The organism is Paenibacillus sp. MZ04-78.2, from assembly GCF_024213375.1.
Taxonomy (GTDB): domain Bacteria; phylum Bacillota; class Bacilli; order Paenibacillales; family NBRC-103111; genus Paenibacillus_G.
In genome coordinates this window covers 14749-37816 of record NZ_JANAVJ010000020.1, presented here as the reverse complement: position 1 = coordinate 37816, position 23068 = coordinate 14749, and the positions used below count along the sequence as shown (strand labels likewise).

The 23068-nt window shown below is 55.2% G+C and carries 22 protein-coding genes; 4 read left to right on the top strand and 18 right to left on the bottom strand.

All coding sequences use genetic code 11. The annotated features are described in order from the left end of the window. Position 1: 1 nt before the first annotated feature. The 3 genes from NLX71_RS15545 to asnB all read right to left on the bottom strand — a co-directional run bounded on the left by NLX71_RS15545 (position 2) and on the right by asnB (position 3248). On the bottom strand, positions 2 to 481 hold the full coding sequence (locus NLX71_RS15545) for a DUF456 domain-containing protein (protein ID WP_254364671.1): 480 nt from the start codon (positions 479 to 481) through the stop codon (positions 2 to 4). A gap of 61 nt (positions 482 to 542) precedes the next feature. Beyond that, the gene (locus NLX71_RS15540) at positions 543 to 1286 is read right to left on the bottom strand and encodes a Cof-type HAD-IIB family hydrolase (RefSeq protein ID WP_254364669.1); all 744 of its coding nucleotides are present in this window, start codon (positions 1284 to 1286) and stop codon (positions 543 to 545) included. A gap of 87 nt (positions 1287 to 1373) precedes the next feature. Continuing rightward, the gene (asnB, locus tag NLX71_RS15535) at positions 1374 to 3248 is read right to left on the bottom strand and encodes an asparagine synthase (glutamine-hydrolyzing) (RefSeq protein ID WP_254364668.1); all 1875 of its coding nucleotides are present in this window, start codon (positions 3246 to 3248) and stop codon (positions 1374 to 1376) included. A 177-nt stretch (positions 3249 to 3425) separates the two neighbouring features. Between asnB and NLX71_RS15530 the strand changes: the two genes are divergently transcribed. Next, positions 3426 to 4274 carry a sugar phosphate isomerase/epimerase family protein gene (locus NLX71_RS15530; protein WP_254364745.1) on the top strand — a complete coding sequence of 283 codons (849 nt, stop codon included), beginning with the start codon at positions 3426 to 3428 and terminating at the stop codon, positions 4272 to 4274. A gap of 16 nt (positions 4275 to 4290) precedes the next feature. Here NLX71_RS15530 and NLX71_RS15525 read toward each other — a convergent pair whose 3' ends face one another. From NLX71_RS15525 to NLX71_RS15490, 8 genes are all read right to left on the bottom strand, one after another. Further along, the gene (locus NLX71_RS15525) at positions 4291 to 5166 is read right to left on the bottom strand and encodes a metal ABC transporter permease (protein ID WP_254364666.1); all 876 of its coding nucleotides are present in this window, start codon (positions 5164 to 5166) and stop codon (positions 4291 to 4293) included. Beyond that, positions 5163 to 6125, bottom strand: a complete 963-nt coding sequence (locus NLX71_RS15520; protein WP_254364662.1) for a metal ABC transporter permease — start codon at positions 6123 to 6125, stop codon at positions 5163 to 5165. The genes NLX71_RS15525 and NLX71_RS15520 overlap by 4 nt, the downstream gene beginning before the upstream one ends. A 5-nt stretch (positions 6126 to 6130) precedes the next feature. After that, a complete protein-coding gene (locus tag NLX71_RS15515) occupies positions 6131 to 6901 on the bottom strand; it encodes a metal ABC transporter ATP-binding protein (protein ID WP_254364660.1) in 771 nt (256 codons plus the stop codon). Between the two features lie 53 nt (positions 6902 to 6954). Then, on the bottom strand, positions 6955 to 7863 hold the full coding sequence (locus tag NLX71_RS15510; RefSeq protein ID WP_254364743.1) for a metal ABC transporter solute-binding protein, Zn/Mn family: 909 nt from the start codon (positions 7861 to 7863) through the stop codon (positions 6955 to 6957). 210 nt (positions 7864 to 8073) lie between these two features. Next, positions 8074 to 10140, bottom strand: coding sequence for a peptidoglycan D,D-transpeptidase FtsI family protein (locus NLX71_RS15505; RefSeq protein ID WP_254364659.1), 2067 nt, complete (start codon positions 10138 to 10140; stop codon positions 8074 to 8076). A gap of 267 nt (positions 10141 to 10407) precedes the next feature. Further along, the gene (locus NLX71_RS15500) at positions 10408 to 11568 is read right to left on the bottom strand and encodes a transglutaminase domain-containing protein (protein WP_254364657.1); all 1161 of its coding nucleotides are present in this window, start codon (positions 11566 to 11568) and stop codon (positions 10408 to 10410) included. A gap of 38 nt (positions 11569 to 11606) precedes the next feature. Further along, positions 11607 to 12047 carry a hypothetical protein gene (locus NLX71_RS15495; RefSeq protein WP_254364656.1) on the bottom strand — a complete coding sequence of 147 codons (441 nt, stop codon included), beginning with the start codon at positions 12045 to 12047 and terminating at the stop codon, positions 11607 to 11609. A gap of 84 nt (positions 12048 to 12131) precedes the next feature. Then, positions 12132 to 12287, bottom strand: coding sequence for a hypothetical protein (locus tag NLX71_RS15490; RefSeq protein WP_254364654.1), 156 nt, complete (start codon positions 12285 to 12287; stop codon positions 12132 to 12134). 156 nt (positions 12288 to 12443) lie between these two features. On the opposite strand from NLX71_RS15490, the gene NLX71_RS15485 reads away from it, so the two are divergent. From NLX71_RS15485 to NLX71_RS15475, 3 genes are all read left to right on the top strand, one after another. Then, positions 12444 to 13607: an MFS transporter gene (locus NLX71_RS15485; RefSeq protein WP_254364653.1), complete on the top strand. Its 1164-nt coding sequence runs from the start codon at positions 12444 to 12446 to the stop codon at positions 13605 to 13607. Between the two features lie 406 nt (positions 13608 to 14013). Beyond that, entirely contained in the window at positions 14014 to 15639 is a 1626-nt protein-coding gene (locus tag NLX71_RS15480; protein WP_254364651.1) for an S-layer homology domain-containing protein, read from the top strand. Positions 15640 to 15868: 229 nt separating this feature from the next. After that, on the top strand, positions 15869 to 16228 hold the full coding sequence (locus tag NLX71_RS15475) for a ribonuclease M5 (RefSeq protein WP_254364650.1): 360 nt from the start codon (positions 15869 to 15871) through the stop codon (positions 16226 to 16228). On the opposite strand, the gene NLX71_RS15470 is transcribed toward NLX71_RS15475, so the two are convergent. The 7 genes from NLX71_RS15470 to ureC form a co-directional block, all read right to left on the bottom strand. Further along, positions 16225 to 17151, bottom strand: a complete 927-nt coding sequence (locus NLX71_RS15470; RefSeq protein ID WP_254364648.1) for an AEC family transporter — start codon at positions 17149 to 17151, stop codon at positions 16225 to 16227. The two genes, NLX71_RS15475 and NLX71_RS15470, sit on opposite strands and share 4 nt — an antisense overlap. A 26-nt stretch (positions 17152 to 17177) precedes the next feature. Next, positions 17178 to 17786 carry an SCO family protein gene (locus NLX71_RS15465; protein ID WP_254364647.1) on the bottom strand — a complete coding sequence of 203 codons (609 nt, stop codon included), beginning with the start codon at positions 17784 to 17786 and terminating at the stop codon, positions 17178 to 17180. Between the two features lie 92 nt (positions 17787 to 17878). Beyond that, positions 17879 to 18817: a heme o synthase gene (gene cyoE, locus NLX71_RS15460; protein ID WP_254364645.1), complete on the bottom strand. Its 939-nt coding sequence runs from the start codon at positions 18815 to 18817 to the stop codon at positions 17879 to 17881. Between the two features lie 217 nt (positions 18818 to 19034). Then, positions 19035 to 19889, bottom strand: a complete 855-nt coding sequence (locus NLX71_RS15455) for an urease accessory protein UreD (protein WP_254364644.1) — start codon at positions 19887 to 19889, stop codon at positions 19035 to 19037. Then, on the bottom strand, positions 19882 to 20550 hold the full coding sequence (gene ureG, locus NLX71_RS15450; RefSeq protein ID WP_254364642.1) for an urease accessory protein UreG: 669 nt from the start codon (positions 20548 to 20550) through the stop codon (positions 19882 to 19884). Before ureG ends, NLX71_RS15455 begins: the two co-directional genes overlap by 8 nt. Positions 20551 to 20605: 55 nt before the next feature. Beyond that, a complete protein-coding gene (locus tag NLX71_RS15445; RefSeq protein WP_254364641.1) occupies positions 20606 to 21307 on the bottom strand; it encodes an urease accessory protein UreF in 702 nt (233 codons plus the stop codon). Between the two features lie 27 nt (positions 21308 to 21334). After that, positions 21335 to 23062 carry an urease subunit alpha gene (ureC, locus tag NLX71_RS15440; protein WP_254364742.1) on the bottom strand — a complete coding sequence of 576 codons (1728 nt, stop codon included), beginning with the start codon at positions 23060 to 23062 and terminating at the stop codon, positions 21335 to 21337. Positions 23063 to 23068 lie beyond the last annotated feature (6 nt).

Genomic DNA, 23068 nt, shown 5'->3' with positions numbered 1-23068 from the left:
CTTACACGATCCAGATGATAAACAGCACGATCATCAGCAGCTGCAGCACGAGTTTAACGACGAGCCCCGAGAAAAAGCCGACCAACGCCCCGATTCCCGCCCGCACCGCCTGGCGGAATTCCGTTCCGACGATCAGTTCGCCCACGACGGCGCCAAGAAATGGACCGATCAGCAGCCCTGCGACCGGGATTACGAACGGGCCGATCAATATCCCGATCGTACTGCCGATGACAGATGCCCGCGTGCCGCCAAACTTTTTGGCGCCAACCGCGCTGACGGCATAATCGGCCACGATCAGAATGGCTACGATCGTCGTTTGAATGAGCCAGAACCAGACCCCGAACGGTTCGAAGCCGATCATAAAGCCGTAGACGAAGAACGCCGCATAGATCGCGAGCGCTCCCGGCAGCACCGGGTATACCGCCCCGGCTATGCCGACGAGAAACAGAACAACGATGATGATCCATGCGGCGATGACCATAGATGGATGCCTCCCTTTTCAGTTGCTATGCGTAACTTGCCGGATGGCCCGATCCGATCCGCTATTTCAGCGCAAACTCTCTGATTATCTGAGCGACACCGTGTTCTTCGTTCGTCCCGGTCACCGCATCGGCCAGCCGCTTGACTTCCTCCTGCGCGTTCCCCATCGCCACACCGAGCCCCGCTTCGCGGATCATAGCCGCATCGTTCAAGCTGTCGCCCATGGCGATCACCTGCGACATCTCGATTCCCAGCAGCGCGCATACTTGTCTCAATCCGCTGGCCTTGCTGATGCCTTTCGGATTCACCTCGATATTGAACGGATGAGAATTCGTAATTTCCAGCTTATCCCACGATTCCAATTCCCGGCGGATGGCCGCGAGGCTTTCTTCGTTTTCGATATAATAGCCAAACTTCAGCCACTGCTGCGCATCAATTTCCGCTTCGGGCAACCAGTGCTCTTTGTTGTAGATTTCCTCGACGCCATAAGCCCAAAACCAAGTATCGTAATGGACTGCGAGCGCATGCATGCGGCGGATCAGCTCCGTGTCCAACGTATGACGCTCAAGCAGTTCGCCCGGCGCTTTCCATACTTCGCTGCCGTTCACCGTGACGAGCGGCGACTTCAGGCCGAGCTCCTCCGCATAAGACAGACAGTTCTGAATCCCCCGCCCGGTCGAAAAGACGACCGTTACTCCGGCATCCTGCGCCGCCAGAATAGCCGCGCGGTTCTCCTCCGAGATCGTCTTTTCTTCCGTCAGCAATGTGCCATCCAGATCCAACGCTACCATTTTGAATCGACTCATGTTCGCTTCTCTCCCTTTTCGTCCGTTCCTTGAAGTAACGTACCTGCCGCGGTCTGCGGCCGCACTCGCTCCTCTGCGGACCTTCGCTTATTGAGCGTGCGCGAGCGTTCGGGCCGGCAGCTCCTCCATGTAGGCCGCATGCCAAAGCGCGAACATATAGATCGTCCAAATGCGCCGGGCGTAATCGCCCTTGCCGCTCTGATGATTTCCGAGCATCGCCCTTACCGTGTCCATCCGGATGTAATTGTCGATGCCGCTTGCCGCGATCTGCTCCATCACGACGTTTCCTTGCGGACCCTTCAGCCACTCGCGCATCGGCACCGGAAACCCGAGCTTCGGCCGATTCAGAATAAAGTCCGGGATCATGCCTTCCATCGCTTTGCGGAACACGTATTTGGTCGTGCCTTCCGCAATCCGGTACTTGGCCGGAATCCGGCGCGCCACCTCGTACACCTCCACATCGAGGAACGGCACGCGCAGCTCGATGGAATGTGCCATCGTCATTTTGTCCGCCTTCATCAGAATGTCGCCCGGCATCCACAAGTTCATGTCGATATACTGCATCCGGGACACCGGGTCCAGATGCTTGCTTTTATCGTAAAACGTTTTGGCGATGTCGAACGGATTGCGGTACCGGCTCAACAGCTCGCGGTCCGCACGCACGATCTCGGCCTTCATGTCTTCGGTGAAAATTTTGGCGTTGCCGAGAAACCGCTGCTCCAGCGGCGTCGTGCCGCGCAGCACGTAATTGCGGCCATAGATGCCGTTCGGCAGCAGCCGGGCCAGCGCGTGCAGCAGCCGCTTCACGCCGTGCGGCAGCCGCTCGATCGGCGCGAGCGACTGCGGCTCGTGGTAGATGCGGTACCCGCCGAACAGTTCGTCCGCTCCTTCGCCGGACAGTACGACCGTCACGTGCTCGCTCGCAAGCTGCGCCACATGATACAGTGCAATCGCCGAAGGGTCGGCCACCGGCTCGTCCTGATGCCAGGCGGCTTTGGCTAAGGTGCCGAAGTAATCTTCCTTCGTAATAACTTTATCGTAATGCTCGGTGCCCAGCGCCTGTGCGGTTTGACGCGCGATGACGGTCTCGTTGTTGGCCCCCTCGAAGCCGACGGAGAACGTGCGGATCGATTCGACCTGGCGCATATGCGCCGCGATCGCCGTCGAGTCGATGCCGCTGGATAGGAAGCAGCCCCGCTCCACGTCGCTCTGCATATGGTGAACGACCGAATCCTTGAGCGCCTCGCGGATGCGCTCGACGCATTCGTCAAACGGCCGCTCCTCCGGCTCCAGCATCGCATCCCAGTATTGCTTGACCGACAGTCCGCCGTCATACGATACGGTAACGGTATGTCCCGGCGGCAGCTTATGTATGCCTTGAAACATCGTCGTCGGCTCCGGCACGTATTGGAACGTCAAGTAGTTCAACAGGCTTTCCGTATGAATCGTCCGGGCGACTCCGGCGGCCAGAATGCTTTTGATTTCCGAGCCGAACAGGAATTGGCTGCCGTCGTGGTAATAGTAGAACGGCTTGATGCCGAAATGGTCCCGCGCGCCGAACAGCTGCTTTTTCCTGCGATCCCAGATGACGAACCCGAACATCCCGCGAAGCTGCTTCACGCACTCTTCCCCGTACTCTTCGTACAGGTGGACGATCACTTCGGTGTCCGAATGAGTTTTGAATTGATGTCCTTTCGCCTGAAGCGTATTGCGCAAATATTTATAGTTATAAATCTCGCCGTTGAACGCAATCCATACCGTTTCGTCTTCGTTGGCGAGCGGCTGATGGCCTTCCTGCAAATCGATGATGGACAAGCGGCGGAAGCCGAGTCCGATGCGGTTCTCACTCCAAAATCCAAAATCGTCCGGTCCCCGATGCACGATACAGTCGGTCATGCTCTTCAGTATGGACGGGGAAGGCTCGCGGTCTTCAAAATACATGACGCCGGTGATCCCGCACATTATTTTTCCTCCTCAAACGCTAAAAAATAGTCCGATATAACAGTATACCATATTCGTACGGGTTTCAGGAAATGGTAGGTTTCCTGAAAATTATGTCGCTTTTTCCGAGTAGACAGCCTGCGGAGCGGCGGTTTATGATGTGGGCGGATAGACCTTATGGAAGGAGAGGACGAACGGATGATCAAGGGATTGACCAGAGCAGGCATCGGCGAGGCCGGGACGATCCGCGAGTTTGCGGAGCTCGCCTCCCGCTTCGGATTTGGCGCGGTCGACGCGCACGGCCAAGAGCTGGAGGCATGGATCGCAGCGGCAGGCTTGGAGCAGGCGAGAGACTTTTTGCAGGAGAAGCAAGTGCGCATTGGCGCGACTGGACTCGCCGCAGAATGGCGGCAAACCGAGGAGGCGTTCCGGGACGGCTTGCCCCAGCTCGCCGCAGAAGCGGCGGCGGCAAGCAAGCTCGGCGTAACCGCCTGCTGCACGCACGTGCTGCCGTCGACGGACGAGAACGCTGCGCGCTTCATGGCTGTCGCGACCCGGCGGCTGCGCCTTTGCGCGGACATTTTGGAGGCGTACGGCATCCGGCTCGGACTGGAATTCGTCGGGCCGCATCATCTGCGCACGCGATGGAAGCATCCCTTTTTATGGGATGCGGACAGCATGCTGGAGTGGATCGATACGATCGGCAAAAGCAATGTCGGCCTGTTGTTCGACGCCTACCATTGGCATACGACGGGAGGCACGGCCGCCGATATCGCCAAGCTGCGCGCCGATCAGATCGTTCATGTCCATATCAACGATGCCAAGGACGTTTCAGTCGCCGAGGTGTTGGACAACGACCGGCTGTATCCGGGCGAGGGCGTCATCGACCTGACGGCGTTCCTGCAAGGGCTGCAACGCATCGGCTATACCGGCGTCGTGGCGCAGGAGATTTTGACGCCGCTGCCGCCGGCGGAAACCGCCGAAGCGTTGGCGGCGCGATCGCAGCAGGCATTTAAGCGCGTATACGAAAAAGCCGGGCTCCAGTGAGCCCGGGCTTTCCCAATTATACGACAGCGGCCTGCTTCCGTCTGAATTTGCGCCAGACGACGCCATGCGTCGGCGAGAACAGCAGCGCCAGAATGAACAGCACGCCCGCAACGACGATCATGCAGCCGGCGATCGAAGCGTCCAGCACCGCAGCGGTGAAGTAGCCGAGCACGGCGCTCAGTACGCCGACTCCCATGCTGTAGAAGATCATGCGGCTGAGCTTTTCCGTAAGCAAGTACGCTGTGGCGGCCGGCACGACCAGCATACCGACGACCAGAATGGCGCCTACGCTTTCGAACGAAGCTACCGTTGTCATGGAGACCAGTCCCATCAGCAGGTAATGGAACAGCGCGACCGGAATGCCTACCGCGGCAGCCATGGCCGGATCGAACGCGCATATTTTGAATTGCTTGTAGAACAGCCCGATGATCAAAGCGCTGAGCGTCAGCACGATGCCGAGTCCCCAGACCGCTTTCGGACCGATATCGATCCCGTTCCACTCCACGGTTTCCCACGGCACATGAATAATTTCCCCGTACAGCACGCAATCCAAGTCCAAGTCCACCTGCCGCGTAAAGAGACTCACCAAGACGACCCCTACGGCGAACAAGGCGGTAAACACGACGCCGATGGAGGCGTCGGATTGAACCCCGTTCTGATGAAACCATTGGATCAGAAACACGGTCACGAGGCCGATGACTGACGCTCCCAGCATCATCCACAACGAATCCCGCGAGCCGCTGAACAGAAACGCCAGCACAATTCCCGGCAGCACCGAGTGGCTGATCGCATCCCCGATCATCGCCATTTTCCGCAGAACGAGAAAGCAGCCGAGCAGGCTGCAGGAGACGGCTACGAGCGAAGCCGTCAGCAGTATCCAAAAGTCGTTCATGCCTGCCCCTCCTTCCGAAGCTTTTCGCCTGCCGGACCGAGGCCGTGCAGTTGCGGCCGGAGCTCCCTCTCGCTCATCACGCTGCGTTTGACAGCCAATCGCTCAAGCAATTTCGCCAGCAGCCCCCGGCGCGGCGCGAATAGCACCGACACGACGAAGAAAAGAGTAGCGGCCAACACCGTAAGCGGTCCGGTCGGCATATTATTCGCCATGCTGCTAAGCAGTGTGCCGAAGAAGCCGCTTAGCGCTCCGAACACGCCCGAGAGCGCCACCATGACGCCCAGCTTCTCGGTCCAATACCGGGCCGAGACGGCCGGTGTAATGAGCAGCGCCGACATCAGCACGACGCCTACGGCCTGAATGCCGACGACCACGGCCACCACGATCAAAAACATCATGAATTGGTCGAGAAAAGCGACCGGGAGCCCGATCCCTTTCGCAAACCCTGAGTCGAAGCTGAGCAGCTTGAACTCCTTGAACAGCAAGGCGCAAACCATCGTCAGCAGCAGCGCCACAACCGCCATCGTGATGACATCCGACAGTACCATGGAAGCGGCCTGTCCGAACAAGAACTTGTCGAGGCCGCTCTGGTTGCCGCTGCCGCTATGCTGAATTTTGGTCAGCAGCACGATGCCAAGTCCGAAAAATACCGACAATACGATGCCAAGCGCCGTATCCTGCTTGATCCGGGAGTTGCGGGTGACATAGCCGATCCCGAAGGTGGCCGCCAGACCGGCGACGATCGCGCCGAGCAAAAAGAAAAAGATCGATTTCGAGCCGGTGAGCATAAAAGCGATGCACACGCCCGGCAGCGCCGCATGAGCAAGCGCGTCGCCCATCAGGCTCTGCTTGCGCAAATAAGCGAAGCTTCCGAGCACGCCGCTGCTTAGTCCGAGCAGCATGCTTCCCATTAATATCCACTGCGCGTTCGGATCGCGGAACAATTCCAGCCATGCCATGCCGCTCACCTCGCATTCACGACGAGCGCGCCGTCATGCTGCTGATCCAAGAACGCCAGCCGCCCGCCGTAGGTTTGTTGAAGATTGTCCCTCGTAAATACGTCTTCCACAGGTCCGATGCCTTGAAGCTCCACATTCAGCAGGATGACCCAATCGAAATATTGCTTCACGGTCGCGAGGTCATGGTGCACGACCAGAACGGTCTTGCCCTGCTCCCTGAGCTCGCCCAGCAGCGTAACGATCGCTTTCTCCGTAGCCGCATCGACGCCGACGAACGGTTCGTCCATAAAATACAGCTTCGCATCCTGCGCCAGCGCCCGGGCCAAAAACACGCGCTGCTGCTGCCCGCCGGAAAGCTGGCTGATCTGTCTGTCGGCAAAGTTTTCCATACCTACTTTAGACAAGCAATCCATGGCAATCTCCCGCTCTTTGGCGCCCGGACGTTTAAACCAGCCTAAATGACCGTATCGTCCCATCATCACCACATCGAGCGCGCTTGTCGGAAAATCCCAATCGACGGACTCCCGCTGCGGCACGTAGCCAATGAGCTTCCGCTGCTCGGCGTAAGGCTTGCCGTAGATCGAAACTTCCCCGGTTACGCTGGGAATGAGTCCGAGAGCCGCTTTGATCAGCGTCGATTTGCCGGCGCCGTTCGGCCCGACGATGCCGATTAATGTTCCTTCCGGCACCTGAAGCGATATATCGCGAAGGACGGGCTTTTTCTGGTAAGCTACGGTCATCCCTAGTATAGATAACGGTATCCGCTGTTCTTTCATTGGTTCCACTCCCCTTTTCGTTCATCCGCTTCTCGCTCTCTCCGCCAGAACTGTTATTTCAACGCTTGAACAATCGTATTAATGTTATGCTTCACCATGCCGATATAGTTTCCTTCCGGTGTGCCTTCTTCCCCCATCGCGTCGGAGAACAGCTCGCCACCGATTTGAATCTCGTGCCCTTGCTTCTTGGCCCCTTCAATAACGGCCTCGATCGATTTTTTCGGTACGCTCGATTCAACGAAAACCGCCTTAATCTTGTTCGCAACGAGGAAGTCGCGCAGGTCGCTGACGTCCTTGGAGCCGTATTCCGAAGCGGTGCTGATGCCCTGAAGCCCCATCACTTTGATGCCGTAGGCATCCCCGAAATAACCGAACGCGTCATGCGCCGTAACAAGTACGCGCTGCTTTTCCGGAATCGAGGCCATCTGCTCCTTCGCGAACTGATGCAGCTCCTCCAATTGCTTGATGTACGCCTCCGCGTTTTTTTTGTAATCGGCAGCATTTGCCGCATCGTGCTTGCTGAGTTCGTCGCGCACCGTCTCGGTAGCGCTGATCCAGTGCTTGACATCGAACCATACGTGAGGATCATGCGCTCCGCTTCCGTCCTCCATGCCGCGAAGCTTGGACTCCGGAATGTTTTTCGTCACGGCTACCGTAGGCTTGGACTTTTCCATTTTCTCGAAGACGTCGGTCATTTTGCCTTCCAAATGAAGCCCGTTATAGAAAATGATCTCCGCCCGATCCAGCTTTTTCAGATCTCCTTGCGATGCTTTGTATAAGTGCGGGTCGACGCCCGCCTTCATCAATCCGGTCACCTCGACGTGCGTCCCCCCGACCTGTTTGACAATGTCGGCGATCATCCCGATCGTAGCCGTTATTTTCACTTTACCGGGAGCGGCATTCTCCTTAGCCGCTCCGCATGCGGCAAGCGATACGGCAAGTGCGAGGAACATGATCGTCATAATAAATCGCTTGAACGAAGACGATAGCCTCGGTTTTGTTTTTACGTTTTTCAAAGTAGTCCTCTCCCATCTTCACTAGCAAGTTGTATTAATCCATTTTTATTTCCCTAATGACTATATGTTTATAATACACAAATATGTTTACCTAGTGCAACATTTTTTTTATAAAAAAAGAAATCCCCTCTGTTCAAGGAGATTTCCGGTATTTCGTTATGGCGTTTTGTTTGCGGTCGGAGGCCCTTTCGGTTTCCCATCCAGTCCGTAATATTGATCATAAGCGTCGAACATTTTGCGTGCGATCGGGCCGGCGCCGTAGGCGCCGAATCCGCCTTCCGGCACAACGACGGCGACGGCAAGCTTCGGATTTTCCGCAGGCGCGAAGGCGATAAACACGGCGTTGTCGATTTCTTTGCCGCCGGCCACTCTTTGCGTGGAGGTTCCTGTTTTTCTGGCGACTGGATATGGGAAATCGTCAAAGCCTTGAGTGCGGACCTGCAGCATTCCTTTGATCACGGAGTCCCAGTAAGCTTTCGGGAAATCGGTCTGATCCAGCACGACCGGGTCAAACTTCTTGACAATCTGGCCTTTGTCGTATGTTTCGATCCGGTCGACAAGCAGCGGCTGAAGCCGTTTGCCCCGGGTCGCGAGCGTTGTGGTATACTGCGCCAATTGAAGCGTCGTGTACTTCTCGTTCTGTCCCCAGGAGGCGAATACCATCCGGGATTGAGCGGTCTCTTTCGTATTCGTCTTGTACTCGCTGATTCCCGCGCTTTCCCGCGGCAGACCGCTGCCGGTAAGCACGCCCAAGCCGAATTTAGCCAAATATTGGTCCCAGATTTCTACGGCTTTGCCAGGGGTACGATTGTACAGTGCGTTACCGATCAACGCTGACATGAACGTGTTAGACGAGACCCGAAGCGCCTCGCTGGCATTGATCGGTCCAAAAGAGGCTCTGCCGGAATTCGTATGTCTGGAGCTGTTGTTTTTACCATAGGTAAATACGCCGGTATCGGTGTAAATCGTATTGGGCGTAAGCAACCCTTCGTTGAACCCGATCAACACCGAGAGCGGTTTAATGACGGAGCCCATATACACGATGGACGTAGGATGATATTTTTGCTCGTCATCCGGATAGTCCGGGTACGCTGTCGTAATCGTGCCGTTGTTGATTTTCGTCTGAACCTGCTTGTAATCGGCATCCGAGAACGGATTGCTCCAGAAGGTCGGATCATAATCCGGCATACTGGCCATCGCCACGACTTTGCCCGTATCGACCTCCATCGCCACGGCATAGCCCGCGACGGCGTTGACTCCTTTGGCCGAGTAAGAATTGGAACGATAAGCCGAGCTTTTCAACGTCACCAGATGGTCCGTGATCGCCTGCTCGGTGGCCAGCTGAACGTTTTTGTCGATCGTCAGGTACAGGTTGTTCCCCTTCTCCGGCGGGGTGACCGTAGGGGCTTCCGCATCGCCGATAATTTTCTGCAAGACGTTGACCGGATACGACTTTACGCCGTTTTTGCCGCGCAGCTCTTCCTGGTACATCAATTCAATGCCGTCATAGCCGACGTATTCCCGGTCGAGGTATTCTTCCGTTTTTGTTTTGTCCTTATAAAATTCAAGCCCGTTCTTCGCTTCTCGCGCCGTCGAGAACGGCCGCATATACCCGACAAGCTGCACCGCAATGGTGTTCTCGCGGTCGTATGTGCGGAGGCTCTCCTCCATGATCTCAATCCACTTCAGCTCGTCGCGGTGCTCCAAAATAAACGCCATTTCCATTTGCGTCAAATCGGTCTTGATCCGCCTCGGCACCGAGTAATAGCTCGGTTTTTTGGCCGTATCGTCCTGGTTCAAATCGAAGCCGACATCCATTGCCTTAATGATTTCCTCCGCGGTCGGCTGCTTCAAGTCCTTGTTGCCGTACTGCGCGAAAATGTCGGCCAAGCGCTTGGCCAAGGCGACCACTTGATCCTTGGGCTGGTCCTGCTCGATGCGGAAATAAAGCGACTGGGTCGACGTCGTATAGGCGATCGGGGCACTCTTGCGGTCGAAAATATTGCCGCGTATCGGAGGGATCGGCGTATCGGCGTTGTTACTCCTATCCTTTTTCGCCGCCAGCTCTTTGCCTTCGACAAATTGCAGCATCGCCAGCCGCACGATAAGTACGGAAAACAGGAAAAACGTAAAGAAAAAGAACAGGTTGATCCGGGTTGTAAAATGACGGCGCTGGCTTCCGTCGTGCTTGCTTGAGTCGTCCATGCCGATAGGTTTCTTCATCTTGCTTGCGGCTCCTTCCTTCCAAAAATAGTTCCCATATGCTGCTTTACGTCCCGCAGCAGCTCGCGCAGGGAAAGAATGCCTTCCCCGGTATGGTCATCATCGAAAAATATCGCTTTATATTGCGTTAACGGTTTGTAGCAACGATAAACCCACCTTTTTCAGACTTGCATCGTAACAAGTGTACCATATTCGAGGAATTTATAGAAACGTACGGAAAAGGAAAAAACCGGTTCGTCGCTTGTGGCGGCCGTCCGGCATCCGTGATTACGTATCTTTAATATGCGTTTCCTGAAAGCGTGGTGGATTGAACCAGTTGCCTCCGCTGGCTACCCAGGTGGAATCGAGCGGCACCCACTCGCTTTTCTCCCCCAGGTACACTTCGTTCCACGCGTGAGGGCCGTAACCGCCACGTCCGTCATAGCCGAGCCCGGTCACAACCTTGACGTCCAGCCCGACCGCCCTCGCCATCACCGCGTACAACCTGGAAAAGTCGATGCACACGCCCTGTTTCGTGTTAAACGTATCCTCCGGCGTCTGCTCTTTCCAAATGCGCTGCTCCTCGTACGCTTTCACTTTGTCCCAGTCGTACTTGATACGCGTGCCGACCCAGCGGTACAGCAGCTTGGCTTTCTCTTCGTCGGTCTGCCCTTTGGCCGTCACCTGCTTGGCCGCTTCCGCAACATCTTGGGGAATACGGGCATCCACAACCTCGTATTTCCGCTGCAAAATGTTGGCGAATTCCTGTTCCACGGCCCGCGTGAAAACGGGGAGCTGGTTAGCGAAAAAGTCGCCCGTCATCGGCCGAATCACTTCCGTCGCCCCTTTTTGAAAAAGGGACGAGTCCTGAATATAAGCGGCCACCGGCGTCTGCGGGAACAGCGTCGTGACGATAAACAGCACGGCAATCATAATCATCCCCCGGCCGAACCCGGTCACCGAGCCGATGACGCCGCCGATCAGACTGCTGAGCAGGGAAGGAGGGGCGACTCGTCTCCCGTTGGCAGAGTCCGCATTCGTCCGTTCCGCCAGCCAATCGTCCACCAGCGGGTCGATCATGCGGTAAACCAGCTGCTTAATCAAGCCGTATCCCAAAACAAACAGGACGCTGAACCGCAGCAGGGAAAAATCGCGCAGAGCCGTTGCGGCGGTGTAATATAGCTGCTTCCAAAAGCCGAGCTCCTCGGACGGTATCGTCAGCCCGAGCCCTACAAGCCACGCCTGCAGCTTGGGCGACAGCCATGAAGTCAGCTCCCAAGCGAGAAACAGGCTGAGCAGCGTCACGGCCCCTTCCGTCACCATAAGCGCAAGATGCTTCGCAGAGGAGGACGCCCCGCGAAGCAAGCCCTGTACAATCGATACTACAAACAATATGGCGATGAGCACGGTAATCCAATTGATTTGCGCCAGCTTCTGCAGCTCGTTCACCACGTCCCCCCTTTCCTATCGAGATGCGTTCCGAAGGCTTATTGGCCGGCGTTTTTCTTCGCCTGATCGATGAATCCTTTCAGGACATCGTCCAGCTTCATCGTGAACGTTTGGTTCATAAAGGTAACCTGCACATCGCTCGAACCGGATTTGCCTTCCAACTGCACGGTTCTGGTGCTTACGGTATACGAGCCGTCGGCGTTCTGGCTGTATTTCGCTTCTTTCACTTCGTCGGTAATCGCTTTGACCATTTGATTCTTGACTTCGGCGGCGACTTTCGCTCCCACCGTCGTGCCCAGCTCCAAAAGCTGATCCTTGTAGCTGGCGCCATACCAGATGAGCCCCGCCAGTATCGCGAGCACGAGAGCCCATTTGATGACGGTTTTCACCACTTTGATAACGAGAAACAGCACAATCAGCGCCCCGACGAGCACATACCATCGCTCGGATAAAAAAGCCGTTACAAAATCCACTTCCATCGCTCCCCTAAAAGTCCGTCTTCTATCGCTTATGTAAATCCCTGATAGCAGCTCTCCGCGCCCTTATCATACACCAGCCCCGCGTCACTCTTCATCTCTTTTTTTGCGGAGCTTGGCGAGCTTGCGCTGGATTTCCGCCCCTTTGTCTTCTCTTCGCCTGGTTCGGCGAAACGATACGAACAGCCTCCACAGCGCCAGCAGCAAGACGGCCACCAGCACGATTCGGATAAACAGGTCCATCCGGCATCCCTCCTTTTATCCGCCGGAACTCACGTTTCTAATACGCTAAACGATCCGGCATGATGCAAAATACTTGTACTATCCCTTTGCCGGCAGACGTAAACGTATAGAGTAGCGATGGACGGACGAACCCCATATATGAAAAGAGGTGATTTCATGAAAACCGCCGTATGGCTCTATCTGTTCATGTTCGTCGCCATTTTCGACCTGCATGCCCAATACCCGATTCTTACTCCTTTTGCCGTGTCGCTAGGTGCGACGCCTTCGTTCATCGGGCTTATTCTCGGGGTTTATTCGATCACGCACTTGCCCGGAAACCTGATCGCTGGCTACGGCGTTGACCGCTATGGAAGCAAGGGCTTCATTGTGTTCAGCCTGATTGTAGCAGGAATCGTGCTCTTAATTCAATCCCGTGTCAGCGATCCGTGGGGGCTGCTCGTCATCCGTTCGATCAGCGGCTTCGTCCTGGCATTTCTATCGCCGGCCTGCTTGTCCCTGCTCGCCAAAATCGCCAAAAACCAAATTCAACAAAGCAAGCTGATGGCCGGCAACGGCATGGTGCATACGATCGCTTCCGTGCTCAGTCCGGCCGCCGGCGCCTACCTGGTCTCACAGCTTGGCTTTGCCAAATCGTTTACGTTTCTCGGATGGGGCCTCATCCTTACCGGCTTGCTCGCTTGGATCGGGGTAAAGGAACAGCGAAGCGAGCGAACCGCCAATGCGGCGATTGCGGGGGAACACGCCCTTCCTCCTGCTTTCCAGGAGAATTTACCGGTCTCCGGCCAGGAAAACATTCCTTGGCTTTTCTTCGTTGTTCCTCTTGCGCTTTCTTGTTCCCAAGGCATTTTGTTTTTCGAGCTTCCGTTGATGAAGGAGGCGAGCGGCTCCATCATGACCTCCGGCGTGTTCTTTTCCGTCATTTCCATGGGGTCGTTGGTGACGCTAAGCCTATTGTTTTTGAACCGGATTTCCCCTTTTTACCGGATGCTGTTCGGCAGTCTTGCGCTGGCGTTCATTTTTTTCGGGATGTCCGTTCATTGGCCGCTGCCGCTATATGCTTCGCTGTTTCTGATCGGGATGACCAAGGGGGTCATTTTTCCGGCCATCGCATCGCTGCTTGCAGTCCTGACGCGCGCGGACCGTTACGGACGCGTCTTTTCGATTCTGTCGATTTCGTACTCAATCGGCGCCTTTATCGGCCCGATTGTCGCCGGGCATACACGGACACAAGTATCGCCGTATTTTCTCGCGTTTCTCTGCCTTATGCTTGCGCTCTCTCTGCTGCCGCCCCGTTCGTTCGCCGCTCCCGTGCGAGTTTGAAATGATTTTGGGGATAGGAAATATTTTACCCGTCCGGATGTCGGACGGATTTTGCTTTTTCAGATGGAGTGAAATTCCTAGCTCAGTTGATTTATAGGTATTTAGTCCTAAATTAATAGTCCAAAAGTATCGATAAACGGTTCGGGACGCAACTTTACTTCGCTCTCTGACGTTTAAGATGCGAGATGTTTCACTGCGGGCAGATTTGGGTAATGTTCAAAGGGCCGCTGTAATGGATCATTCTGCCATTGGCGCGACGGACATAAACGGATCTGTCCGATTCGAAAACATCTAAAATGATATCGATTACTGGCCGAAGGAGGTGAAAATGCATTTGTCCAGGAAACCTGTTCAACGCAATAGCAATAATCCATTATTCGTCAAGAAAGATAGGAGTGATCCCTGCATGAAGCCTGCTGTGCTTAAAAAGACAGCACAAGTGACCGTATTGATGCTTATCATCACTGTTTTGGTTCCTGTTCTGGCGTTTGCCGCTACGGGATTCAAAGATTTGAAGTATAGCAACGATACGGTGACCGGTGTCGTATACTCCGACGTGAACGACGTACACGCTCAAGTGTATGCTTACGATCCGAACGGAAACCGAGTAGCTGTAACCAATGTTACGTATGATACGTACGATGAAGTCAACAAACTGTATATTTATAAACCATTTACGGTAACGGCCGGAGTATACGATTCCGTTTATCTGCGCGGCTTGTACGTAAACGGCGTGGAAGTACCCGGGGCTGTTTCCGCACAGGTATATCGTGATACAGGAACCGGCGGTAACACTGGCGGTGGCGGTTGCTGCTCCGGCGGTGGCGGCGGTGGCGGTGGCGGCGGAATCTGGGGTTCGGAAACGCTCTACGTGAACTCTGACGGTTCCGTTGATGCCGACCAACTGAAAAATTCGTTCAAGGACCGCGACAAAGTGACGCTGAAGCTGAGCGGCGACATCGCTCTGATTCCGGCTAAAGCGCTTGTCGATTATGTAACGAATTCCAAGAAGGTACTGGTCATCGTTAACAACAACGGCTCGTACAGCATTCCGATCAACGCGCTGAAGCTGAAAGACTTGGCCAGCAAACTGTCGGTAACGACGGATGAGCTGAAGCTGAAAGTAACCATCGCGAAAGCAAATGATGCGACGAAAGACGGCGTAGACAAGGCTGCTAAAGCGCTTGGCGGTACGGTAGCCAGCAATGCTGTCGATTTCGATATCGTCGGTCTTGGCAAAGATCAGAAAACCGCTGCTCTGGACCTCGGCAACAACTACATCAGTCGGATTCTTCCGCTGAGCAAGGCTGTCGATTCGTCCAAAGCGACAGGCGTTCTGTATAACCCGACAACGGGCAAACTGAGCTTTGTGCCTGCTGTCTTCTCTTCTTCGACGGATGGTAAAGGCGAAGCAACATTGAAACGCAACGGCAGCAGCATCTATGCCGTGATCGAGATGAATAAAACATTCTCCGACATCAACGGTCATTGGGCTGAAAGCTACGTCAAACTGCTGGCTAACAAACTTGTTGTTGACGGGGTAACCGACACGACATTCCAGCCGGAGCGCAATATCACCCGTGCGGAATTCGCAGCACTGGTTGTTCGCGCACTGGGTCTGGATACGAACAGTGGCAGCAGCACGTTTAAAGACGTTGCAGCTAGCGAGTGGTACGCAAGCGTTGTAGCAGCAGCAGCCAATGCGAAGCTGGTTGACGGCTACGAAGACGGAACGTTCCGTCCGAACGCTACGATCAACCGCGAAGAGCTGGCGGCTATGGTCGTACGCGCTCTGAACTATGCCGGTGCGAAACCGGACGTTTCGGCTGATAAACAAACTCAACTGTTGGCGAAGTTCAAAGACGCAAGCAAAATCGTATGGGCGAAGAACGAAATCGCCACTGCGATTGACGCCGGCATCATCGACGGCATGACGGACGACACGTTGGGCGCCCGCGATACGGCGACTCGCGCACAATCCGCAACCATGCTGAAACGCCTGCTCTCCAAAGCAAGCTTCATCAACAACTAATTGCTATCACATCATGAACCACTCTCCATGAACTTGGGCCGTTTCTTTTGTCTCTCGCAGACAAGGGCAGCGGCCCTTTATTATCGAATAAATCTTCCTCGAAAGGGCTTCGGATACCTCCGGCCAACTCCGACATTTCCTGGGAAATACATACACGGAGGGATTGGATCGGACAGCAAAAGGGGATATACTACAAGAAGGAAATTCATTGCAGGAACGGAGGCAGTTGATGTCAATAGCCATCATTGTAGAAGGAAAAAACGACAAAACCAGGCTTCGCCGCCTGCTGACAGAGGACATCATCATCGTTTGTACCTTCGGATCGCTGAATACGGATCGTTTGGAAGAGTTGAAGAAGAAGATCGGAACGCGCGACGTCTACCTATTTACGGACAATGACCCCTCGGGCAAAAAAATACGCGCCATTCTCCGAGACTCGTTTCCGGATGCCGAACAAATGTATACCCGGCGCGGCTATGCAGGCGTCGAAGGCACGCCGGACGAGTACCTTATTCAGCAATTGGAAAAGGCCGGGCTGGAGGAGTTTATTATTTATCCCCCGATGATCCCGACCTTTGAGAAGTTCTAGCCTATAAATTTTATCAAATAAATAACCAGCGTCACCGTAAAAATACTGAATACCGTTGAAGAAAACACCGCCTGCGACGAAAATTCCGGTTCATTGTCATACTCAACGGCAATGAGCACGCTGCTTAGTGATGTAGGCACCGCACAGGACAGCACAAGCGCCTGCGCCATGACCCCTTCGATCCCCATCAGCATAACGATAAGAAAGCCGACGGCCGGGCCCACACAGAGCCTCAGCACGTTTGACAGCATAACATCCGTCAGGTTGAACGTCCATTTCATGCTTCCCAATTGCACGCCAAGCGTTAAGAGTGCGGTTGCAATAAACGCGTCCGATACATATTTGATCGGAGCATACACCGGTCCCGGAATCGGAATGTCCAGCCCCTTCATCAAAAACGCGATCGGAATGATGTAGATAACCGGTAGCGTCAGGATCGTGCGAAGCGTCTGCTTCATGTCGTTGCGCTTAGAAGCATTAACGGCATATATGCCGTATGTGTTCGGCAGCAGACTCTGCATCATCATAATGATGATCTGAATCGACAAGGTGAACGCGTCCCCGACAAACACAAGCTGGTTAAGCGGAATCGCATAATTCGCGCTGTTGTAAAAAATAACGCTATTGCGCATCGCCGGGATCATGCCGCCCTTATAGCCCCGCAGACGGATCACGACTTCCATCAAAAGAAACATCGCGGCAAAAAACAGGACGAAAAACAGCAGCGTTTGTCCGAGGACAGCCAGCGAGAGCGACGATTCATACAGCATTTTGAAGACGAGCGCCGGGGAGAATAAGTAAAAATTCAATTTGGAAAGCGTCCTGATATCGAGCTTGAATGCCCGGTACAAAATAGCGCCTATCGCAATCATGATGGTCAGCGGAATGACATTATTGAGCAGGATGTGCGTAAAATAAGTCATGTCAATTCGATGCCTTAGCCACTTGCCTAGGATTCCTTGCTAACTTGAATCAAATCGTTTGCGATTCCTTCGATATCTATATTTTCGTCGTTACCCGAATAGTAGGTCCGTGTGTTACCTTTACCATCGACCAGTAAAAATAAGTTCGAATGTGTAAAATCGCCGGTTTTCGGGTCTTTGGTTACAAGGACGTCGAACTTCTTGGCAAGGTCCGCCGTATAGGCCTCGTCGCCGCGCAGGAAGTACCACCCCTTATAATCCGGATGATAACGGCCGGAAAATTCCTTGAGCCGTTCAGGCGTATCCCGCATCGGATCGAATGTGATGGAAAGAAGCGCCGTCTTTGTGCCGAACACGCCCTTTTTCACCAAGACGTCCTGAATTTTAGACAGGTTGTAGGTCGTTGGCGGACAGACGTCAGGGCAATGCGAAAAATAGAAATACACCAGCTTTGCTTTTCCCGCCGTATCAGCCATCGTTACCGTCTTGCCGTCCAAGTTTTCCAGCTTGAAATCCGGCGCCTTCTTAAGCACCCCGATTTTTTTATCCGGACCTTTCATCAGCATATAAGCCAATGTTGCGATCAAACCAACCAACAGCACCATAACGACGATTTTAAAACCGGTTTTCTGCATTTCATCGCTCACCTTCCCATTGTTCAAAAAATAAATCCCAAGGCCGGAGCCAAGGGATTGTCATCCACCGTGCTGCACCGTTCCCGAATACCTTACGGTAAAGGAGTGGTGCTGATGACCATGATGATATACAGCAAGGTCAAATAGTTAATGGAGTAAATAAACATTTTTTTGGCCCATTGCACTTCGTCTTCCGCTTTGAACCCTTTGAGGCTCAAGAACGCCCAGTACAAGCCCATAATCGTAGCCGCGTAGAAGTAAAGCTCTCCTACATAACCAAGCCAGTACAACAAAAGCGAAACAGGCACAAGCAGTACGATATAACGGATCATCGCCATCTTGGTAATGTACGTTCCTTTGACTACCGGCAGAAGCGGGAAGCCGGCTGCGCGGTATTCTTCCATCCGGCGAATGCCAAGCGCCCAGAAATGCGGCGGCTGCCACAGAAACATAATACCGTACAGAATAAGCCCCGCGGCATCAATCTGTCCCTGAACGGCGCAGTAGCCAAGCAACGTAGGCATCGCGCCGGAAAAGCTGCCGACGAACGTGCTCCATACGGATGACCGCTTAACCCATGCGGTATAAATCCATACGTAAATGAACAGACCGAGTAAACCGAGCAGAGCGGTAAGTGGATTCGTCAAGAACCATAGCACTGCAAGGCCGACAACGCCGAGTACGATGCCATACCATAGCACGGTCTGCGGAGCAATACTGCCTACTGCGGTTGCACGCTTTTGCGTCCGGGTCATTTTCTTGTCCATGTCCCGGTCCAAATAGTTATTCAACACGCAGCCGGATGCCATGACCAATACGGTCCCGAGCAGCATATATATCAATTTATCCCACTGGATATGCCAGCCGGAAGCGACCCAAAAGCCGCCAAATGCCGTAATCGCGTTGGAAAATAAAATGCCGGGTTTGGCGAGATTCACAAACTCTCTCCACGTAGCCGACGAGTTAACAGCGGCATCCGCTTCAATATTTGTCGTCTCTACACCCATCCCCAAGCCTGCCTGTTTTTCCACCTCTATGCAACCCCCTTGTGTGAAGAATTCAAAAATGATTGTGATATCCTTCACTCTTGAAAAGATCCTCTTTATCATAACAACCTCCGAACCTTTTGACAACAAAGGATGGCGTTGTTCAAAATATTGTCGAATCCCCCAGCAAGGGACGAGAGCGGTTGTGTGCTTGGAGACGCCGGACATGCACAGTGCATATTTTTTTGAATAACATCGGAAATTACTTAGGAACCCTCAACACTTCCTTGCCGAACGCTTCCGTACGGATATAACGCCAAGCTTCGTCCAGCAGCTCTTGGACATCCCCGACACGATAGCCGAGGATGGAAACGGCAAGCCCGTGCTTGTACGTCAAGCTTACGCCATAGTAAAGCTCCGAATCAGCCGCAGCAGCGGGAACAAAGCCGTTCAGCCGCTCGCGCAGCCCATCCACAAGCCGTGCGTCAGCCGAGTCGGAGAACAGATACAGAGTCCCCAGATGCGTATAAAGATCCCAGCGGGCCATGGAACGCGGCGTCTCAAGCTGCGGCTCCACCCGCTGTCTGGCGCTGAAGATCAGCTCTCCGTCGCGGCGGACCGACAGCGCGTTTTGGTAACGGGCATAATGAAACCGTTCGCCGCGATGCGTCCGGCCGGGGCAGACGATCTCGCTCAGCACCAAGGATGAGCCCGGCTCCAGCTCGACGGCCGTCTCGCTGCGAAACGAAGCGGCTTGGTACAGCATCAGCGGCTCCGGCATATATTCCACGTAAGCTCCCTGTCGGAGCTCGAGCTTTTGCAGCTGTGCGCTCGGACGCGGGACATCCCAACCCGTTTTGTGCGACGGATGCACCTTGGTGTAGGACTGGTTGGTCACATGAACGTTCGTATCCTCTCCGAACCGCCATGTCAGCTCGTATCGGTCGCCCGCGATGATTCCCGGGGATGCGTCCATGACGTAAACGCCAAGCTGCCCGCCGCCAAACGGAAACGTCTTCGCAATCTTGAGCGGATACGATTGCGCATGGTTCCTGAGCTGTGTCACGCCGTCCGCCGCCGTAAAGTACGCGTCAATGCAGCCCGTCACTTCAGGCATGGCTATGGCTGTATTCTCGCTCGACCCAAGCCACGATGTCGTCGAGCCCATGTCCGTCGAACAAGTTGGAGAAGACGAACGGCCGGTCGCCCCGCATTTTGACCGTATCCTCCTCCATGACCTTCAAAGAAGCCCTAACGTGCGGGGCGAGATCGATTTTGTTAATGACCAACATATCGGAGCGGATGATACTGGGCCCGCCTTTACGCGGAATTTTTTCTCCCTGCGCCACATCGATGATATAAATAAACCGGTCCACCAGCTCCGGGCTGAACGCCGCCGCCAGATTGTCCCCGCCGCTTTCGATGAAGATGATGTCCAGATGCGAAAACCGGCGCTCCAGTTCCTCGACCGCTTCGAAATTCATCGAGGCGTCCTCGCGAATCGCCGTATGCGGGCAACCGCCCGTCTCTACCCCGATAATCCGTTCAGCCGGCAGCGCTTCCGAACGAATCAAAATATCCGCGTCTTCCTTCGTATAAATATCGTTGGTGATTACGGCAATGCTGTACTTTCCATTCAGCTTCCGCGCCAGCCGTTCCACAAGCGCTGTTTTGCCGGAGCCGACCGGTCCGCCGATTCCGATACGCATCGGACGTTCGAGCTGACGTCCCTCCGGCGTTTCCCAATGATGGTGATGATGCGTTCCTCCTTGACACATGGCTAAAGCCCTCCTTGGTTTAGAAAATAAGGTTATGATAAAAAGAATTCTGACTCTAAGACATGAACAGCCGCGAATAAAGCCCTTCGTGCCGCATCATGGCGATTTCCGCCTGTGGCGTGCTGGAAAAGCCGTCCTCCAGCGGGTCCAAAGGAGCGAAGTGCAGCCACGCCTCCCGGATGGAAGGAAGCAGCGCGGCAAGCAGCCGTTGGCCGTCGGTTTGACCAAGCGACATCAGGCGCAAGCCGCTGTTGATGCCGGTCGTTACACATGTGTACAAGTATCCTTCGGCGGCTGCCGGCAGCGGCACGCCAAGCTGCAGGCTGATCCAGCCATGGACGAGCGGATGGGTGCCGATGCACCGCCCGTCCCGCATCGCTCCGGCCAGTGGCTCCCACTCCAGCTGCGGGTATATGGCGCGGGCAAGCTGGAGCAGCCTGCGGCCCATTTTGGCCACGCCTTCCCGCGTCTCGGCAGATGCCCGCTGCACATGCTGCGTCCGGTCGACGAGCCACAGCTCCTCCCATCGCTCGCCGGGAGCGTAGCCGTACACCGCTTTGACGGCCAAGGCATCGACCGGCGCCCAGCTGTGAAACAGCATCGCTTCCATATAATCTTTTAGCTGATCCGGCCTTTCGATCCGGCCATCCTGCACCAACGTTTCCAGACCGAACGAATGGGAAAACCCTCCGATCGGCAGTGCCGAGTCCAATAGCTGCGTATAGGCCAGCCAGGAAAAATCTGTGGTGTGCTCCATGGCGCGGCCGCCTCCTAACGATTGCATTCAGAACAAAAAATACCGCTGCGCCATCGGCAGCACGCTGGCCGCCTCGCAGGTGACCGGCTGCCCGTCCACTTTCACCTCGTATGTTTCTGGATCGACTTCAATGCCCGGCGTTTCTCCGTTGTGGATCATATCCTTCTTCGTCACGCTGCGGCAGTTGCGGACCGGCTCGATCCGCTTCAACAGCCCCAGCTCAAGGTGAACGCCGTTATCGTAAGCCGTCTGCGAAACGAACGTGATGCTGTGCCTCAGCGCCCGTCCGAAAGCGCCGAACATCGGCCGGCCGAACACGGGCTGCGGCGTCGGGATTGAAGCGTTCGGATCGCCCATCTGGGCGTAAGCAATGATGCCGCCCTTGAGCACCATGTCGGGCTTCACCCCGAAAAAGGCGGGGCTCCATACGACGAGATCGGCCAGCTTGCCGATTTCGACCGAGCCGACCAGATGCGCGATGCCGTGCGTTAGCGCCGGATTGATCGTATATTTCGCAATGTAGCGTTTGATGCGGAAATTATCGTTATCCGGCGGTTCGCCGGCCGGACCCGGGCCATCGGGCGCAGGCAAATGCCCGCGCTGCTTCTTCATCTTGTCCGCCGTCTGCCATGTCCGGGTAATCACTTCCCCTACCCGGCCCATCGCTTGCGAATCGGAGCTGATCATGCTGAAAACGCCAAGGTCGTGCAAAATATCTTCCGCCGCGATCGTCTCGGGACGGATGCGGGAATCCGCAAACGCCACATCCTCCGGGATGCGGCTGTCGAGATGATGGCAGACCATCAGCATGTCGAGATGCTCTTCGACGGTGTTGACCGTATATGGCCGGGTCGGATTCGTCGAAGACGGCAGAACGTTAAGCTCGGAAGCGATGCGGATAATGTCGGGCGCGTGCCCGCCTCCGGCGCCTTCCGTGTGATAGGTATGAATCGTACGCCCGTCGATCGCACGAATCGTATCTTCGACGAACCCGGACTCGTTCAGCGTATCCGTATGAATCGCCACCTGCACGTCGTAACGGTCGGCTACGGCGAGACAAGCGTCGATGGCTGCCGGCGTCGTCCCCCAATCCTCGTGCAGCTTCAGCCCGATGGCCCCCGCCTCGACTTGCTCCGCGAGCGGCTCCGGGAATGAGGCGTTGCCTTTGCCCGTGAACCCGAGGTTCATCGGGAACGCCTCCGCCGCCTCAAGCATCCGGCGCATATGCCATGCGCCGGGGGTGCACGTCGTCGCGCTCGTGCCTGCCGCCGGGCCCGTACCGCCGCCGATCATCGTCGTTACGCCGGACGACAGCGCCGTCTCGATCTGCTGCGGGCATATATAATGAATATGCGTATCGATGCCCCCGGCCGTGACGATCTTGCCTTCGCCCGCGATGACTTCCGTCGATGCTCCGGCAATCATGCCCGGATGTACGCCGTCCATAATGTCCGGGTTCCCCGCCTTCCCGATGCCGACGATGATCCCGTCCTTGATGCCGATATCCGCTTTGACGATCCCGCCGTGGTCGAAAATCACGGCATTCGTAATTAAAGTGTCCAGCACGCCCTGGTCCCGCGTATGGCGCGACGACTGCCCCATCCCGTCGCGGATGACCTTGCCGCCGCCGAATTTGCACTCCTCTCCATAAACGGTATAGTCATACTCGATTTCGGCCCATAAGTCCGTATCGGCCAGAAGCACCTGATCGCCAACGGTCGGCCCGAACATGAGCGCGTACGAATTACGATCCATCTCTGC